The sequence below is a fragment of the Pseudomonas medicaginis genome (assembly GCF_965119365.1).
Lineage (GTDB): Bacteria > Pseudomonadota > Gammaproteobacteria > Pseudomonadales > Pseudomonadaceae > Aquipseudomonas.
Window position 1 is genome coordinate 4,593,460 of sequence record NZ_OZ221631.1, and the last position, 17,881, is coordinate 4,611,340.

Below are 17,881 nucleotides of genomic sequence, written 5' to 3' on the forward strand. Positions count from 1 at the left end.
TACCGTTGGCCGGCACGCTCACCTCGGTACGACCGCCCACTGCCGCCGCCAGGGCAGCCAAGGTTGGCTGACCGAACAGCACCCGCACATCGGCGCTCAACCCAGACTTGCGCATCAGTTCGATCAGTTTCACCGCCAGCAGCGAATGCCCGCCCAGCTCGAAGAAATGATCGTGTCGCCCCACCTGCGCGACACCGAGCACATCAGCCCACAACCCTGCCAGCGAGGTCTCCACCTCGCCCAGTGGCGCTTCATAGGCACGGCTGGCGAAGGCTTGCGCTTGCGGAGCCGGCAGCGCGCGGCGGTCGAGTTTGCCGTTGGGCGACAAGGGCAGTTTGTCCAGGCGTACGTAGGCCGCCGGAACCATGTAGTCCGGCAGCAGCGCCTGCAAGTGCGCACGCAAGGCATCGGCCTCCGGCGCCGAATCCGCCACCTGGGCGGTGATGTAGGCCACCAGGCGTTTCTCGCCGGGTTGGTCTTCACGGGCGACGACAACCGCCTCCTTTACTTCGCCGTGTTGGCAGAGCCGGGACTCGATCTCACCCAGCTCGACACGGAAGCCACGGATCTTGATCTGGTCGTCGTTGCGTCCCAGGTACTCGATATGGCCATCGGGCAAGTAGCGCCCCAGGTCACCGGTCTTGTACAGGCGCGCCTGTTCATCGGCCGCGAACGGATCGCGGACGAAGCGCTCGGCGGTCAAGTCATCGCGGTTGAGGTAGCCACGGGCAACACAGATGCCGCCGATGTGGATCTCGCCGGCTACACCGACCGGAACCGGTTGCTGCTGTGCATCCAGCAAATGGATACGGGTGTTGGCCACCGGCTGCCCGATGGCCGGCAGCGTCGGCCAGGCGGCGACATCGTCCGGCAGCGTCAGGGCGGTGGTAACGTGGGACTCGGTCGGCCCATAGTGGTTGTGCAGGCGACAGCCATCGAGGCGCTCGAACAATGCACGGATCTGTGGGGTGATGCGCAACTGTTCGCCAGCGGTGATGACATCTTTCAAGTCGCAGGTCAGCCGAGTGCCTTCACGCTCGCCGACGACCGCTTCGGCCAGGGCTTGCAGGGCGATGCATGGCAGGTACAGGCGTTCTATGCGCTGTTGGCAGATATGCTCGAACAGGCGATGGAAATTCAGGCGGATGTCGGCATGGATCAGCGACAGCTCACCGCCGGCACACAAGGTGCTAAAGACCTCCTGGAACGCCACGTCGAAGCCGAGTGCGGCAAACTGCAAGGTGCGCGCAGCGGCGCGACCCTGCTGCGAGGCTTGGTCGATCTGCCACTGCATCAGGTTGACCAGGGCGCGGTGAGGCATCGCCACGCCCTTGGGCTGGCCGGTGGAGCCGGAGGTGTAGATGACATACGCCAGGCTGTCGGGGTTCAGGCCCCTCGCCTGTGCGTCCGGGTTGGTGAACGGCTGCCGGTCGATGCCGGCGACGTCACGGTCCTCACCGTCGAGCAGCAAGGTCGGCACGCCCGCCGCCGGGAAGCGTTCCTGCAGGCTGCGCTGGGTCAGCAGCACCTTCGGTGCGCTGTCCTCCAGCATGTAGCCCAGGCGCTCGGCCGGGTAAGCAGGATCAAGCGGCACATAACCGGCCCCGGCCTTGAGGATACCCACCAGGCCCGCCACCATTTCCAGGCTGCGTTCCACGCAGATCGCCACCCGGTCGTCGGCACGGATACCCCACTCGATCAAGCGATGGGCGATCTGATTGGACAGCCGATTCAGCTCGCCGTAACTCAGCCGCTGCCCCTGATACGTCAGCGCAACGGCCTCAGGCCGAGCTTCGGCATGGGCCTCGAACAGCTGATGGACCAGTAGCCCCGACGGGTACACCGCATCGAAGGCATTGAAATCGTGCAGCAATTGCTGGCGTTCGCTGGCGGGAACAAAGGCCAACGTGAGCAGTGGGGTGTTGCCATCCTGGTCGAGGGCATCGGCCAATGCTTCGAGCACGGTGTGCACGTAGCCGCAAACCCGTTGCGCACCGATCCCGGCCACGGCTTGCACGGTCAGTCCAAACGAATCACCGAGGTCATCCACCGACAGCGACAGTGGGTAGTTGGTCCGTTCTTCGCCGCCGAGAATTTCCGCTCCGGCCCAGATTCTGGCCTGGCCGGCATCCTCGCTCGCCTGTGCCGCCACGGCGGTCTGCCGATAGTTCATCAGCGCACTGAACAGCGGCGCCGGCGCCGCAACGCCACTGCACCGTTGTGCCAACGACAACGGCGCATGTTCGTGGCCCAGCAGCGCCGCCAGGCGGCCGTGGGTCGCCTGCAGCGCGGCCAGCACCCCCTGGTCCCCCGCCTCGACCCGCAACGGCAAGGTGTTGACGAACATGCCCAAGGCATGTCCGGCCTCCTGTCCGCTGTGCAACCGGCCCATCAATACGGTGCCGAACACCACGTCCTGACGGCTGGACAAGCGCCCCACCACCTGGCCCCAGGCCAAGTGGTGCAGGCTGGCGGTGCTCACCCCCAGGCGCCGGGCCTGGGCACGCAGACGCCGGGCCAGCCCGACCTCCAGCGACAGCGTCGCCTCTTCGATGCCGCTGCCGTCGCCCTGTACATCCTGCAGGCCGAACGGCAGGGTCGGCTCGTCCACATCGCCGAGCATCTCGCTGAAAAACGCTTCATGTTGCTCGGGATGATTGTCCAGCCGGACCTGAGCCACATAATTGCGGTAAGGCACCGACACCGGCAGCTCCGTCGCACGACCTTGCAGGTACGCGTCGATTTCCTTGCCCAGCATGCCGAGGGAGGTGGCGTCATCGATCAGGTGATGGAACAGCAGTACCGCCACCCAACTGCCGCTGGCGACATCTTCGGCGAAGTGAATACGCATCATCGGCGCCTGGCGCAGATCGAAGCGGGTGTGACGAGGATCGAAGCGGACCTGCAACTGGCCGGCGATATCGCCTTCGGCCGGGTCCATGACCAGCTCTTCGACCTTCAGGCGCGCCTCGCGCCAAACCACCTGTACCGGTTCGCCGAGCCCTTCCCACGCCACCGAGGTGCGCAGGATGTCGTGCCGTGCGATGACCGCCTGCAAGGCTTGCGCGAACGCGTCCAGCTGCTGGCGGGTGCCGAAGCGCAACAGGGCCTGCAACAGGTACGGGTCGCCTTCGCGGGTCGCCAAGTGGTGATAGAGAATGCCTTCCTGCAACGGCACCAGGCCGTAGATATCCTGCACATTGTCCGCGCCGCCCGGCACGGTTGCGACAATGCGATCGATTTCGTCCTGGGTCAGGGTCGCCAGGGGCAGCATGTCCGGGGTAATGCGCTCGACGTCGTGGGGAATCCGATTCTCCGGCACCACCACTGCGCCGCTGGTGCTCGTGGCAGCGGCCAGGGTCTCCAGCGTCGGCTGGCCAAACAGCACGCCCACGTCGGCGTTCAGGTCCAACTGGCGCATGCGTTCGATCAGCTTGACCGCCAGCAGCGAGTGGCCGCCCAGTTCGAAGAAACGGTCGTGACGACCCACCTGCTCGACGCCAAGCAGCTCGGCCCACAAAGCGGCCAGGGTGATTTCCACCTGGCCCACCGGCGCTTCATAGCTGCGTCGGGCAAACGCCTGCGAATCGGGAGCCGGCAGCGCCTTGCGGTCGAGCTTGCCGTTGGTGGTCAGCGGGAAGGCTTCGAGCATCACGAAGGCGCTCGGCACCATATAGTCCGCCAGCGAGCCCAGCAGCTCGCTGCGCAACTCGCCTGCAGACACACAGGCGCCGTCTTCGGCAAGCACATAGGCCACCAGTCGCTTGTCCCCCGGCTCGTCTTCCCGGGCGATCACCACGGCCTCGCGCACTTTTGTGCAGGCCGTCAGCCGCGCTTCGACTTCACCCAGTTCGATACGGAAACCGCGAATTTTCACCTGCTCATCGTTGCGCCCAAGGTACTGCAGTTCGCCGTTGTGCAGCCAGCGACCGAGGTCGCCGGTACGGTACATCCGCGCGTTCGTACCGGTGTCGAACGGATCGGGCAGGAACCGCGTTGCGTTGAGCTCCGGCCGGTTCAGGTAGCCTCGCGCCACACCGGCGCCCCCTACGTACAACTCGCCCTCCACGCCCTTGGGCACTGGCTTGCCGTACTTGTCCAGCAGGTACAGGCGCAAATCGGGAATCCGCTTGCCGATCGGGCTGACACCAACCAACTGGGCATCGGCCGCTTGCAACGCACGATACGTCACATGCACCGTGGTTTCGGTGATGCCGTACATGTTCACCAATTGCGTACCGGCATTGACTGCCCGGGCATACCACGGTTTGAGGATGCCGGTTTCCAAGGCCTCGCCACCGAAGATCACCTGGCGCAGGCTGTGGTTCAGATCACTTTCACCCTGGGCCGCGATCAACTGGCGGAACGCGCTCGGTGTCTGGTTCAACACCGTGACACCGGCCTCGCACAACAGCGCATAGCAGTCCTGCGGCGAACGGCTGACCAACTGCGGCACCACCAGCAGACGACCGCCGTGGGTCAGCGCGCCCCAGATTTCCCAGACCGAGAAGTCGAAGGCGAAGGAATGGAACAGCGCCCAGACATCTTGCGGGCCGAAATCGAACCAAGGTTGCGTGGCCGAGAACAGCCGCGCAACGTTGCGGTGCTCGACCATCACCCCTTTGGGCAAGCCGGTCGAGCCCGAGGTGTAGATCACGTAGGCCAGGTGATGGGATGCCAGGGTGCCGATATTCGGATCATGCCGTGGCTGCTCGGCAAAACCTGCGGCTTCTGGCTGATCGAGCAGCAGCACCGGGATAGCCGGCGCAGGCACCTGGGCTTGCAGCGACGCTTGGGTCAACAACGCCACCGGCGAGCTGTCCTCGAGCATGAAGGCCAGACGGTCCAGGGGATAGGCCGGGTCCAGCGGCACATAGCCGGCACCGGACTTCAGGATACCCAACAGGCCAACGATCATGTCCAGGCCGCGTTCGACGCAGATGGCCACCCGGTCATCCGGAAATACCCCCAGGGCCAGCAGCCGATGGGCGACCTGGTTCGCCCGGGTATTCAGCTCGCCGTAGGTCAGCGTCTGGCCTTCATGAACCACCGCCACCGCGCCAGGCTGCGCGGCGGCCCGGGCTTCGAACAGGCCATGGATCGTGCGGTCGTGCTCATACCGCTGCGCATCGCTCGTGTTCCAGGCCCGGAGCAAGCGGGCCTCAGCCGGTGTCGGCAGGACAAAGTCCTGGATCGTCCGCGTATCGTCACCCAGCCCCTGCTCCAGCACATGGACGAAGCGCTCGGCCATTGCTTCGACTTCATCGGCCTGCAGGAACGCCTGGTTGTAGATCCAGTGCACCCAGGCATTTTCCTCGTTGGGGTTGGTCCGGAAATGGATCGCCAGGGGCATCTGTTCCTGGCCGTTGGAACTCTTCACCGAATAGGCCGAGGCGTCGCCGAACCGGTATAGGTAGTTCTCTTCCTCGTAAGAGAACGACACATCGAACAGCTGGGCACGATTGTCACGCCGCAGCTCCAGGGAGCGGTGAATGTCGCTTAAAGGAAACCGCTGGTAGCGATAATCCTGCTTGAGCGCGCGCGCCACCGCTTGGATCAGCTCGCCGAACGACAGATCATCGGCGAATCTCAAGCGCATGGCACTGACCTGGGTGAACAACCCCACGGTTTGCTTGAAGGTCGGATTGGAGCGATTGAGGATCGGCAGGCCCACCACCAGCTCGTCGCGCTGGGTCGTACGGACAAAGTACACGTACAACGCCGCCAGCAGCACCGGGAAACGCGAAACCTGATGGGTCAGCGCCAGGGCGTCGATCCGCTCGTTCAGCGTCTGTGGGAACGGCGTCATGGCATGGGCGCTGGGCACCACGGGCTCGACGTAGCGATCACGGTAACGGGCGGTGAACAATGGATCCGGCACATCCCGGTATTTGTCGAGCCAGTAGGCCTGGTCCCGCTGGAAACGGTCCGAGTCGTGGTAGCGGGCATCATCCTCGATGAACCCGGCATAGGACGGTGCCGACAGGTCAGGCTCGCGGTTTTCCTCCAGCGCGTTGTACAGGTCACTGAGGGAAGCGAGCATCAGGTTGATGCCCCAGCCGTCCTGGATAATGTGGTGCAAGTTGACGACGAAATAGAACGAAGCGTCATTGAGCTTGACCAGGTAGAAGCGGAACAGCGGCCCCTTATCGAGCTCAAATGCCACTTCCAGCCCCTGTTGCACCCAGGTCTGGGCCGCAGTCTGCGGCTCAGGGCGAGTTGAGAGGTCGATCAGCGGTACCCGCACCTCCAGCGACTCGACCAAGGTCTGCATGGGCACGCCGTCGCCACCGACGTCGCAGTGCAGGACCGTGCGCAAGGCATCGTGCTTGCGGACCAACAGTTCGACTGCCCGCTGGATACGTTCAGGATCGACGGTACCCTGGATATGAAGGTAGCCACCCATGGTGTACAAGGGCGAATCGCCCTTGGTCATCTGGTCCAGCCAGATATCCCGCTGGGACGCCGTCAGCGGATAGGTCGCGGCAAGTTCCAGGGGCTGGTTCATACGCGGCCTCCTGTCACTTGCACGCCGACAGGCTCTGGATGACGGCTGGCCGAAAGGCCCATTGCGATAACAACGCCCACAGCAAAGAAAAATGTCATACGTTCCTTCTCAGATATTTGTCAGTGCTGCCCGGGACAAACGCAGCAGGGCACGCCTGGAGTTGATGATGCAGATCCGCGCAGACAGCCTGCGCCACCCGGCAGGCGGTGCTGTCGGGCGGGTTTGATGTCAGGCGTCTTTCACGGGTTGGCGGGGATGTTGTCGCGACAACATCCCCAGCCGGACGGTGCAGTCAGAACAGCCATTCAGGCGCGCTTGTCGCGAATGGCGCAGTTGATATCGGAGACGATGTGCCCGTCCGCCAGCTTGATGATCCGGTCGGCCAGCTGGAAGTACTGGTCGTCATGGGTAATGATCAGCACCGTCTTGCCGCGCCGCTTGAGGTCGGGCAGCAGTTCTTCGTAGAAGAACTTCTTGAACGGCGGGTCCTGGTCGGCCGCCCATTCGTCAAGCACGTACACCGGCCGGTCCTCCATGTAGGCGCATACCAGGGCCAGGCGTTTCTGCTGGCCGTAGGACAACGCCTTGAGGGTCGAATAACCGAGCCCTTCGATCTTGATCTTGTCGGCCAACCCGAGGGTTTCCAGGTATTTGCTCGCCAGGTCCGGGCTGCCATCCTCTTCGTCGGGGCCAATGAGGCGATTGAACAGATGAAAATCCGAGAACACCGCGGAAAACAGATCACGGTATTCACTGCGGCTCTCGTCGGTGATCGCCACGCCGTCAAGCAGCACCTCGCCGCTCTGCGGGATGTAGAGCCCGCATAACACCTTGGCCAGGGTGCTCTTGCCGCAACCGTTGCCGCCAACGATGTAGATCAATTCACCCGCCTGTACCGTCAGGTCGATGGGGCCCAGGGAGAAACCGCCTCCAGCATGCGGATCCTGATAATGCATCCGCACGCCCTTCAACTCGATGCTGTCCCAGGTCTTCTTGTGCTCGAGCAGATGCACCTTCGGTGTTTCGACCGCAACGGGTTCGGGATGCGGATCATTGATCGAGAAACCGAATTCCGCGAGCCGGGTACAGGCGACCTTGCCCGCCGCCAGCACCGGCATCGCCCCCACCAACAGCGACAGCGGCCCCATGATGTAGAGCACCGCCAGCACACTGGCAGTCATCACCTTGGGATCGACCGTGCTGACCAGCGGCGCGGCGAACAGCAGGCAACCGATTAGCAACGACAGGGTGAACTGGCCCACGTTATCGGCGGCGGTGTACCACAGGCGCTCGACGAAGTTGTAGCGCGCCACCCGGGTCGAAGACGCCTCGATGGCGGAGCGGCCGAACCAGCGGCGACGGATGCCGTTGAGCTTCAGCTCCTTGAGGCCGAACACCAGGGCATGGGTGTATTCGTTGAACGCGGTGAACTCGTCCCGAACCCGATTGGTGGACCTCACGCCGCTGGCGAAAAAGAACAGGTACAAGCCCACGCCCAGGATCATCAGCGAAACCGTCAAGGCCAGGACCACCCACGACAGGTACGCCAGGTAGGCGATACCGAACAGGAAGACCGTCGTTTCCACCAGCACCGTGGGCATGACGATCAGCGTCGTGTTCAGTTGCGGGATATCGTTGGTCAACATCGTCAGCACATTGGGCGGACCGCGCCGGTCCACTTCCTCCAGCGGCGTGGCGAGGATCTTGCGACACAGCGCAATGCGCAACCGGGTCATGATCCGCATGCTGGCGTAGGCCGGAAACAAGGCCGCGCCGTTGCGCAAGATCAGCGCCGTGGCACTGAGGCCAATGAACCAATACAGTGCCTGCAGGCGCGAGCCGTCGTTGTGGATGGCGTCGTTGATCACGCTCACCACCGCGATGGACGCAACCCCGCTGATGACACCGCAGATCAGCGTAAACAGCGTCAGCCAGGGATGGTTACGCCACAACAGGCGCATGACCGAACCCGCCTTGGGCTTCTTCGGCGTCTTCGCTTTCTTCTCTTTTTTCATGGGTTGCTATCCTTCAATGGAGTCGCGAAAGGGCTCACGCCGGTCGCCATACGTCGCCCCGGGCGGTCATCTCGCCCATCGCCACCACAATGAGGCGCGGTTCCTCGTAAGGATCGCGAGCGTGGGCCGCCAGCATGTTGTCGAGCATCACCACGTCGCCCCTGCGCCAAACGAACCTGACGGCGCAGGCCTCGTAGGCGTCGCCGAGCAGCGCCATGACGTCGTCTTCAATCGGCGTTCCATCGCCATAACTGACCATGCGCGGCAGACGATCAGCGCCGAACATGTCGAGCAGGTCTTCGCGCATTTCCTCGCCAAGACAAAACGGATGGTGCAGCTGGACCTGGTTGAAAAAAGCCCGTTCCCCGGTCACCGGATGCTGGATCACCGCCGGGCAGAGGGTGCGCACTTGCAGGGTTTCGTCGTCGAGCCATTCGAAATCAGTGCCCTGCTCCCGGCAACGCTGTTCGACTTCCCCGCGGTCGGTGGTGCCGAAGAACGATTCCCAGCTCGGCTCGACGCCGGCGGTGAAGGTGCGGCTGTACCTCAGGCCTTTTTGCTCGAACCGGGCCACCACTTGCGCAGGCAGGGCTTGCAGCACTTGGCGGATATCGGCCAGCGGCGTGGCACCACCCACCCGTGACGGCTGCTCGCAATAGAACCATTGCTTGCGCGGCCAACTTTCCAGGTGCGAGCTTTCGTTGTGATACAGGATCATCTCGCGCTCGGGATACGGCGTGGAGCGGTAGACGTTGCGTCCGCCCTCCTTCTTCGGCAGGTCGCCGTAACTGCCGTGCAGCCCGGGGGACAAGGCTTCGGCAAACGCTTCGAAGGCCGGCACCGAGCCGAGGTCAAAACCGCGAAACAGCACCGCGCCATGGCGACACAACAAGGCCTCGATGGCCTCGCGATGGGTCCCGGCCCATTGCGAGGGATCCAGGCCAGGGGCGATCGCTTCGATCACCACAGGCAGGCTCAGGCCATCGGCGAGCAGCGACAATCGGACCTGCCCCTCCACTGGCTGACCGGGCCAGGAAAGCGAATCCGCCGTCCCGTCATCGCTCATCACGGGCGAAGCGTTAGTTTGAAGACTCATGCATCACTCCTGAACCACGGATCCTCGGATCCACGTCGTACGGGGCAAAACCAATGCGCCCCACTGTCGGGCAAGGATAAAAACACTGATCCACGGTGATGTCTGGCACCGCAAACCGGGACAGACCCCACCCCCGGGTTACCCCATCGGTGTCGACGTTCATCCCAAAGCGGCTTGTCCCCATTTCCCGCGACAGACGCCGGCATGAGTCGGTGCTGAAATGCGGCAGCTGCGAATCGCACAGGCGCATTAAACGATCCCGTGGGCCGCAGTGACGTCTCGAGTGCAACGGTTTTCGCAAACGCGCAAACACGCTGCACCTGGCAATTAACAGGAGCGTTAGTCATGCCGATTAAGAACACTGGCGGATCGGTCAACCCCGCGCCAGCCCCTCTCACGCCCGGTGCATTCCTGCATGAAATCTTTACCGCCCGGGCCCGTGAATTTCCCGAGCGAACGGCCGTCTCCGACGCCACTCGCGCGTTGAGCTACGCGCAACTCGATGCGGCCTCGTCGCAACTGGCTGCCCGTCTTCGCCAGGAAGGCGTCAAGGACGGCAGGCTGGTGGGGATGTCCCTGACGCGCAGCGTCGACCTGGTCATCAGCCTGCTGGGCATCCTCAAGGCCGGCGGTGCCTATGTCCCGGTCGATCCGCAATACCCCGGCAAGCGCATCGAACACATCGTGCGCGACAGCGGCCTGAGCCTGATGATCGGCGAGCCCGCCGAACTGGCGCAAAGCTTGTCCGTGCGCGTCCTGCCCCTGGCCGATCTGCTGGCCGGCCCGGCACTGGAACCGCTTGACGATGGCGACCGCCGCAACCCCGACCAGGCACCGGCCTACGTCATCTACACCTCCGGCTCCACTGGCGAGCCCAAGGGTGTGCTGGTAGCCCACGCCAACGTCAGCCGCCTGTTGCAAAGCACCCAACGTGAATACGCGTTCAACGAACACGACGTCTGGTCGATGTTCCACTCCATCGGCTTCGATTTTTCGGTCTGGGAGATCTGGGGCGCGCTGGCCCACGGCGGCCACGTGGCTGTGGTGCCTTACGATGTGTCGCGCTCGCCAACCGCCACCCTTCAATGGCTGGTCGACCGGGGCGTGACCGTCCTGAGCCAGACGCCATCGGCCTTCCGTGGCCTCGATGAAGCGGACCGCCAGGCCAAGGCGCCACTGACGCTGCGTTACGTGGTATTCGGCGGCGAGGCCTTGCCGGCCACGGTATTGCGCCCCTGGGTCGAACGTCATGGCGACCAGAAGCCGTCGCTGATCAACATGTACGGCATCACCGAAGCCACGGTGCACACCACCTTCAAGCGCGTGCTGGGCCAGGACCTGGAAAGCGCGGCCATGGTTTCGATCGGTGCCCCGCTGGATGGCTGGCGCCTGAACTTGCTCGATGCCGATCGGCAACCCGTGCCCCAGGGCAGCGCCGGTGAGCTGTACATCGAAGGTGCCGGCGTGGCGCTGGGTTACCTGAACCGGCCGGCCCTGAACAGCGAGCGCTTCGTGCAACTGCCAGGGACGTCAACCCGCGCCTATCGCACCGGCGACCTGGTGGTATTGGGCGATGACGGCGAGTACCGCTACGCCGGTCGTTGCGACGAGCAACTGAAGATCCGTGGCTTCCGCATCGAGCCCGGCGAGGTCGAAGCCTGCCTGCAAACCAGCCCCGCCGTGGCCGCCGCCCATGTGGCCGGTCACGATTACGGCGACGGCGACTGGCGCCTGGTCGCCTACGTGGTACCGGCCCAGGGCGTGAATGCCTGGACCGAACAGACCCGCAGCGAAGTCGCCGCGCTGGTGGCCGCCAGCCTGCCGGACTACATGCGTCCGTCGGCCTACATCGTCCTGGCGCAACTGCCGGTCACCGACCACGGCAAGATCGACAAGCAGCGCCTGCCCTCGCCCGAATCCGTCGAAGCCACGGCACAACCCGTGGTCGACGGCCTTACCGAGCAAGAACAGTTCGTGCTCAAGGTCTGGTCCCAGGACATCGGCCTGAAGAACATTGGCCTGAACGATGACTTCTTCGACTTTGGCGGCACCTCCCTGGCACTGATCCGCTCGTTGAGCACCTTCAAGGCCCATTACCAAGTCAACCTGGACCCTGGCGTACTGGCCAACGGTGCGACCGCCAAGGTATTGGCCGACTGCATCCAGCGCTCCCTTGTCCAAGCCCATTGACCGAAAAGGAACAGCCCATGAGCAAGAAATTCGCCCTGACCCCGGAAGAACGCGCGTCCTTTGAGAAGAACGGTTTCATCGGTCCTTTCGACGCCTATACCCCCGAAGAAATGAAGGAAACCTGGAAGCGCACCCGCCTGCGCCTGCTCGATCGCAGTGCCGCGGCTTACCAGGACCTGGATGCAATCTCCGCCGGCACCAACATTGCCAACTACGATCGCCACCTGGACGACGAATTCCTCGCCAACCACATCTGCCGCCCGCAGATCTGCGACCGCGTCGAAAGCATCCTGGGCCCGGACGTATTGTGCTGGCGCACCGAGTTCTTCCCCAAATACCCGGGCGACGAAGGCACCGACTGGCACCAGGCCGACACCTTCGCCAACGCCTCGGGCAAGCCGCAGATCCTGTGGCCGGAGAATGAAGACTTCGGCGGCACCATCACGGTCTGGACCGCTTTCACCGACGCCAACATCGCCAACGGTTGCCTGCAATTCATTCCTGGCACCCAGAACAGCATGAACTACGACGAAACCAAGCGCATGGCCTACGATCCCGATGCCAACAACAGCGCGGTGGTCAAGGATGGCGTGCGCCGCGGTTTCTTCGGCTACGACTATCGCCAGTTGCAGATCGACGAGGACTTCAAGCCTGACGAATCCGCCGCCGTGCCGATGCAGATGAAGGCCGGCCAGTTCATCATTTTCTGGTCGACCCTGATGCACGCCTCCTACCCCCACAGCGGCGAGTCCCAGGACATGCGCATGGGCTTCGCCTCGCGCTATGTCCCGTCCTTCGTGAAGATCTACCCGGACTCCGAGCACATCGAGGAATACGGCGGTCGCATCAGCCTTGAGAAATACGGCGCGGTCCAGGTGATCGGGGACAAGACCCCGGCATATAACCGCCTTGTCACCCATACCACCCGAGGCAAGAAATTCGAAGCGGTCTGATTTTTTAGTGCCATAAGACAGTGGCATGCGCAACGTGCCTGACAGGAGTCCCCAATCCATGACTATTTCCACCGACGCAGCAACGCGCCTGTGTGAGACCGTGAGGATGCTTAGGCACCTTGCCATCCATCTGCCCGATCCCATTTGCCTGAGCTTCCTCGCCCAGGCAAATGAGCCGCCACCCGACCAGGCCTCACCCAGCGTGAGAGCCACGGAACGGGCGGTCAGCGCCGCCTTCGCACGCATCGGCGTCAAAGCCGTGCAGTACGTGCACGATGGCGAGGCGCAGCTGTCTTCCTTCGAGATGTTCATCAGCAAGAAAATCTGCCAGGCGCTCGAGTTTTCCTATGACCACTTCGACGACGTCGACAGTGCCAAGGACTTCGGGCGCCTGGTCAGACACTTCGATTTCAGCGGTGCCGTGCCCGAGGTCGAGACACTGCACCTGATCACCCGCGACAACGTGGCGCTGTCGGTGCATGCCAGTACCGAGCGAAACCGCCCGGCCATCGTCCTCGCCCTGCCCTGCGGCATGCCGTTCGACCTGTGCCGCGACTGGTTCAATGCGCTGAGCGAAAGGTTCTTCGTGGTCACCTGGGAAACCCGTGGGCTGTTCGGTTCCTGCACCTCGTTCGACCAGTTGTCCGTGGACACCGACGCCCAGGTGGGCGACCTGATCAATGTGATGAACCACTATGGCCTGGAAAACGCGCACCTGATGGGTATCTGCGGTGGCGCGGTGATCGCCCTCAGCGCAGCCGCCACCCACACCGGCCGGGTCAATTCCCTGAGCCTGTGGCACGGCGATTACAACCTGGGCGACGACAGCCTGCGCACCGCCCACCAGCAGAACTTCGAATGGCTGATGGAATCGGCCGCCGTGGACCGCAACGAGGCCAGCGACCTGCAAGCGTTGTTCCTGGACCAGGCCACCTTGGCGACCATTCCGGATTCCATCGCCCATGCGGCGCTCTATCCCTACGTCAACGAGGAGCTGTTCTACCGCTATGCACGGCTCAACGATGCGTTGAACAAGACCGAGCTGCAGTCACGACTGGAACAGATCAGCGTGCCGACGCTGGTGGTTGCCGGCGACGCCGATGAAACCACTCACCTCGGTGGTTCCAAGCACATTGCCGAGTCCATCAGCGATGCCCTGCTGCATGTGGAGCGCAATGGCAGTCACCTGGCGTTCTTCGAGTCGACCCACCACTCGAAACAGACGGCCTTCCACTTCCTTGAATCAACGCTGGACTCGATGGCCGTCTGAAGTCTATGGACCCAGGACCCAGGACTTGAGCAGGGTGCCAACTTTTATCGCATGCAGCGAAAAAGTCATGCTGGAGGCCTGACGCACACACCAGCCGTATCTATTTTCTCAGCGAGTCGTACGCCTCCAACGTGCGCAACGAATAGATACAGGCTGCTCCGGCATCGAGCGAAATGGCGGTTGCCAATGTGGCCGCCACTTCTTCGCGGCGTGCTCTTGGGAAAAGCGCCCTATCACATTGTGTTGGCGGGAGAATGCCGCGTCGAGTTTCCGGACGGCCAGCGCCTGCCAATGCGCGCAGGAGACATTCTGCTTCTGCCTCGTGGGGCACCTCACCTCCTGCATGGCATCGCAAGAACGGCTGAACCGGGGACCCCGAGGCTGGTGTCCGGTGGAACACTGCCGCTTTAGCGCATTGGCCGCGGGAGCACGGACTATTTCGTCGAAGGAATAAAAATGCAACCTAGGTGGGACGCCGAGAAACACCCCCCGGCTTTTTCCCTGATCCGGGCCGCATCGCGCGACTGCCTTCCCCTTACGTCACCTGATGTTCATCGATGGCAACTCAAAGCAAGGCCTGCTCGCGACGACATCGGTTCAGTCGGCCGGTCTATCGGCTGACACGTCCTCCTTGCGAGCAGACTCACGCCCATCAAACCAACCCAACCTCACGCCGCCATATGCTTCTCACGATAGAACTCGAGGTACAACACTGTACGGTGAGCCCGTGAAGCATTGACGGCGAAGTGGTCGAGAGAGCCGTCGAAGATCACCAGGTTGCCGTTGGTGCTCTGGTTGAAGTTGCCGTTGACGTTGAGGTACGCATAGTTCTGGGTGGTCGGGGCATCGATGGTCAGTTGCATGTGCAACAGGCCTTCTTCCCAGGTGCCTGTGTGGGAGTGGGTGCCGAGGAAGACGTTGGGCTCCATGCGCAGCAAGGCGCAGAGCTTGATCCCGGGGATCTTGCTCAGCAACTCGATGGTCCCGGGCATGGCGTCACGGGCGTAGGGGATCGGAGTGTCGTAGGCCACCAGGCCGTATTGGGTCCACTCCGGCATGATATCCATGTCATCACCCCAGCCCCAGAGCCAGCCATACTCGCCCCCAGCCGCCATGTGGGCGTCGATCTCCTGGACGATCTCGGCGATCTGCTTGCCCACGCGATTGATCGTCAGGGTGGGGGCATCGAGGGCCAGAAATTCCTCGCGGATCACTTCCCAGTTGTCGGCCAGGTTCTTCAGTTGCGGAAAACGGCTGGGATCATAAAACGACGGGCGCATAGGAGCTCCTTTTTGTTGAGGGTTGTCGATTCCGGTGGCAATGGAGGGCACAGCGGACCAGCCTGGGAAGGTTGACCCGGCGGACCCGATCTGTCTGTCACGGGAATCCGGTACAGCATCACAGCGGGTCGACCTGCGGGCTGCCGGCCATCGGCACCACGGCCAATGGCGTGGGCGCCTCGTCCAGGCGACGCATCGGTCCGTAGAGCAACACGCTCAGCGGCAACAGCGCGAACAGCGCCCCGGCGACCACAAACAGCATCCCCACGCCACGTCCCGGTCCCACGCCCAGCCAACGTCCGATCGAGTCGGCATAAAGGCCTCCGGGCATCAGCGCCGGCTGGAACCAATGGTCCACCAGGAAACCGCCGACAATCACCGCCAGGCTGGTGGTGGCGATGGTCAACATGCTGATCAAGGCAAACACACTGGCGCGGCTGCCGGCGGGGATCCTGCGCATCCACAACGAGTTCACACTGGCGTCGGCGATGCTCGCCATGGTGATCGCCACGAATGCCAAGGCGCAGTAAGCCACGGCCTGCGAGACCATCCCCAGGGCTACGACGCACCCCGCCAGCAACAGGTCGGCCACCGCTACCATTGCCATCAACCGGCGCGGATTGCCCATGGAAATCAACAACCCCGCACCGGCCAAACCACCCAGGGCCGCCCAGGTGTAGGCCATGCCCAGTACCTGACTGCCCAGGGTCGATAACAGCAACGGCGTCATCATCAAGGTCGCCAGGGCCAACAGCGCGCTGCGCATCATGGTGTACACCAGCAGCCCGGCCATCAGGCGTTCGGCGACGAAGAACTTCAGCGCCGCGGCGACATTGCCCAGGGCACCGCCGAACACCGTGCCCTTGACCAGCGCGTCGTGATGGGCCGCTGGCGGCCGCACATGGGAAAACGCCTTGATCACCAACAGCGTGCCGGAACAGAACGTCACCAGGTCCACCGCCAGGATCGTCACCAGCCCGGCCTTCGCCATGATCGCCCCCGCTAGCAGTGGCGCCACCAGGGCCGAAGCGTTCTTGCTGATGCTGATCAATCCCGAGGCCCGGGTGAACTTATCCGGGGCGACAATCGTGCTGACAGCCGCCTGGTATGCCGGCTTGCGGAAGGCACTGACAATCGATGCCAGGCAATTGAAGATGTACAGGTGCAACGGCTCCAGACGCTCGAACCAGAGCAACGCCATGACGCCCAACAGCAGCACCGCCAGGCTGACATCGCAACAGACAATGATGACCCGGTGGCTGATCCGGTCCGCCAGCCCTCCCGCCAGTGGCAGGAACAGCACCGCCGGCAAGGTGGCCGCCAGTACCACGTTGGCGAACGCCACCGCCGAACCGGTGTGGGTGTAAACCCAGACGCCGAGGGCGAACTCCATCAGCGCCGTGCCGATGACCGCCAGGGATTCGCCACACCAGAGGAAATAGAAACCCCGTCCCAGATCGAAGCCCTTGCGGTCGCTCACCAGGCTCATGTGCGCACATCGCGGGACGTGGTGACATCGACCAGCTTGCTCATCAACCGGTAGACCATGGAGTACGCCACCGCACCCACCACCAGGGGCGCGTAGCGGGAAAACAGGTAGTTGCGCAGCACCCGCCTGGCGATGGGCGAGCTGATGTTGCCGCTGACATGCAGGGGTGTCGGGAACGTGGCCGCGACCGTGGCGCCAAATGCGTCGTCCATGGACTGGACCGCATGCCACCAGTAGACCGGGATGTACAGCGCATCACCCGGCTCCACCACCGTGCGCAGGGCACGCAGGTCCCGCGTCCCGGGGAAGCGCCCGGTATCGATGTCGTACAGGTAGCCCGCTTCCTCGATCACCGGCCGCAACGCCCGCCAGCTGGTTTCGTCCGGCGGCAGCAGCAGGACTTCCTTGGCCCCGACCACCTGGGCCATGAACGTCTCGTCGGTGACATGGAAATGCCAATCGGTGTAGGAGTTGCGGTACAGGAAACTGCGATGGGGAGGATAGGCCCGGGTCTTGCCCAAGTGAGGCATGAACGGCAGGCCACCGACGTCCTCCTTCAGCCGCTCGATGGCCGAGCCTTCGGAGAAACGGCAACTGTCGGCCACCAGCGGCGAATCACCCTCGCCCAGGTTGTCGAGGAACTCATGAAACGGCATGTCCCGGTAGACCGTGTTCGCATACTCGGTCAGCTCGGCCTTGACCTTGGGATTGGACCAGCCGATGACCTCCGAGACGATCTGGGAACGCACCACCACCGCACTGTTGCGCGAGTGCGCCTTGAGGTAGTCCAGCCGCTGCCATTTATGGAAAGCCGGCCAATGCCGTACCGCATTCTTGACCAGGCAGGGCCGGTTGCGATTGACGTAGCGGCGAGTGAAATCCTCCTTGGAAATCGCCAGCGCATCGATCACTTCGACCGCCCCTGCCTGCGGGTGATTGGGAAAACGGGACAGGCTCCAGAACTTGGAAACCGGACGATCCGATTCGGCGATCAATGGCATGTTCAACCCTCGCAAACTCACTCAGGGCCGTTGGTATAACAGACTCGCGCGACCACGCCCAAGCGCCGCAAAGCCGCGT

Annotated in this window: 8 protein-coding genes and 3 pseudogenes; 4 read left to right on the top strand and 7 right to left on the bottom strand. The window is 63.2% G+C overall.

The window, feature by feature from the left end; genetic code table 11:
* Nucleotides 1-31 precede the first annotated feature (31 nt).
* The 3 genes and pseudogenes from ACMTA2_RS31575 to ACMTA2_RS20040 all read right to left on the bottom strand — a co-directional run.
* Nucleotides 32-6,508, bottom strand: a pseudogene (locus tag ACMTA2_RS31575) (amino acid adenylation domain-containing protein); the annotation flags it as partial.
* Nucleotides 6,509-6,813: 305 nt separating this feature from the next.
* Entirely contained in the window at nucleotides 6,814-8,523 is a 1,710-nt protein-coding gene (locus tag ACMTA2_RS20035) for a cyclic peptide export ABC transporter (RefSeq protein WP_413791427.1), read from the bottom strand.
* A 34-nt stretch (nucleotides 8,524-8,557) separates the two neighbouring features.
* Nucleotides 8,558-9,619 (bottom strand): TauD/TfdA family dioxygenase, encoded by a 1,062-nt coding sequence (locus ACMTA2_RS20040; RefSeq protein ID WP_413791428.1) that lies wholly within the window; start codon nucleotides 9,617-9,619, stop codon nucleotides 8,558-8,560.
* Between the two features lie 345 nt (nucleotides 9,620-9,964).
* Between ACMTA2_RS20040 and syrB1 the strand changes: the two genes are divergently transcribed.
* From syrB1 to syrC, 3 genes are read left to right on the top strand one after another with little or no spacing between them, the layout of a single operon-like run.
* Nucleotides 9,965-11,809 (top strand): syringomycin E biosynthesis L-threonine--[L-threonyl-carrier protein] ligase SyrB1, encoded by a 1,845-nt coding sequence (gene syrB1 / locus ACMTA2_RS20045; RefSeq protein ID WP_413791429.1) that lies wholly within the window; start codon nucleotides 9,965-9,967, stop codon nucleotides 11,807-11,809.
* A 17-nt stretch (nucleotides 11,810-11,826) separates the two neighbouring features.
* Nucleotides 11,827-12,762 carry a syringomycin E biosynthesis L-threonyl-[L-threonyl-carrier protein] 4-chlorinase SyrB2 gene (gene syrB2, locus ACMTA2_RS20050; protein WP_413791430.1) on the top strand — a complete coding sequence of 312 codons (936 nt, stop codon included), beginning with the start codon at nucleotides 11,827-11,829 and terminating at the stop codon, nucleotides 12,760-12,762.
* Nucleotides 12,763-12,820: 58 nt separating this feature from the next.
* A complete protein-coding gene (syrC, locus tag ACMTA2_RS20055) occupies nucleotides 12,821-14,032 on the top strand; it encodes a syringomycin E biosynthesis aminoacyltransferase SyrC (protein ID WP_413791431.1) in 1,212 nt (403 codons plus the stop codon).
* Between the two features lie 100 nt (nucleotides 14,033-14,132).
* Here syrC and ACMTA2_RS20060 read toward each other — a convergent pair.
* A pseudogene (locus ACMTA2_RS20060) lies at nucleotides 14,133-14,246 on the bottom strand (carboxymuconolactone decarboxylase family protein); the annotation flags it as partial.
* A 2-nt stretch (nucleotides 14,247-14,248) separates the two neighbouring features.
* On the opposite strand from ACMTA2_RS20060, the pseudogene ACMTA2_RS20065 reads away from it, so the two are divergent.
* Nucleotides 14,249-14,440: pseudogene (locus ACMTA2_RS20065) on the top strand (cupin domain-containing protein); the annotation flags it as partial.
* Nucleotides 14,441-14,700: 260 nt separating this feature from the next.
* On the opposite strand, the gene ACMTA2_RS20070 reads toward ACMTA2_RS20065, so the two are convergent.
* From ACMTA2_RS20070 to ACMTA2_RS20080, 3 genes are all read right to left on the bottom strand, one after another.
* Complete coding sequence (locus ACMTA2_RS20070) at nucleotides 14,701-15,312, bottom strand: aspartyl/asparaginyl beta-hydroxylase domain-containing protein (protein WP_413791432.1); 612 nt, start codon at nucleotides 15,310-15,312, stop codon at nucleotides 14,701-14,703.
* Between the two features lie 118 nt (nucleotides 15,313-15,430).
* The gene (locus ACMTA2_RS20075; protein ID WP_413791433.1) at nucleotides 15,431-16,801 is read right to left on the bottom strand and encodes an MFS transporter; all 1,371 of its coding nucleotides are present in this window, start codon (nucleotides 16,799-16,801) and stop codon (nucleotides 15,431-15,433) included.
* Nucleotides 16,798-17,802, bottom strand: coding sequence for a cupin-like domain-containing protein (locus tag ACMTA2_RS20080; RefSeq protein ID WP_413791434.1), 1,005 nt, complete (start codon nucleotides 17,800-17,802; stop codon nucleotides 16,798-16,800). Before ACMTA2_RS20080 ends, ACMTA2_RS20075 begins: the two co-directional genes overlap by 4 nt.
* Nucleotides 17,803-17,881 lie beyond the last annotated feature (79 nt).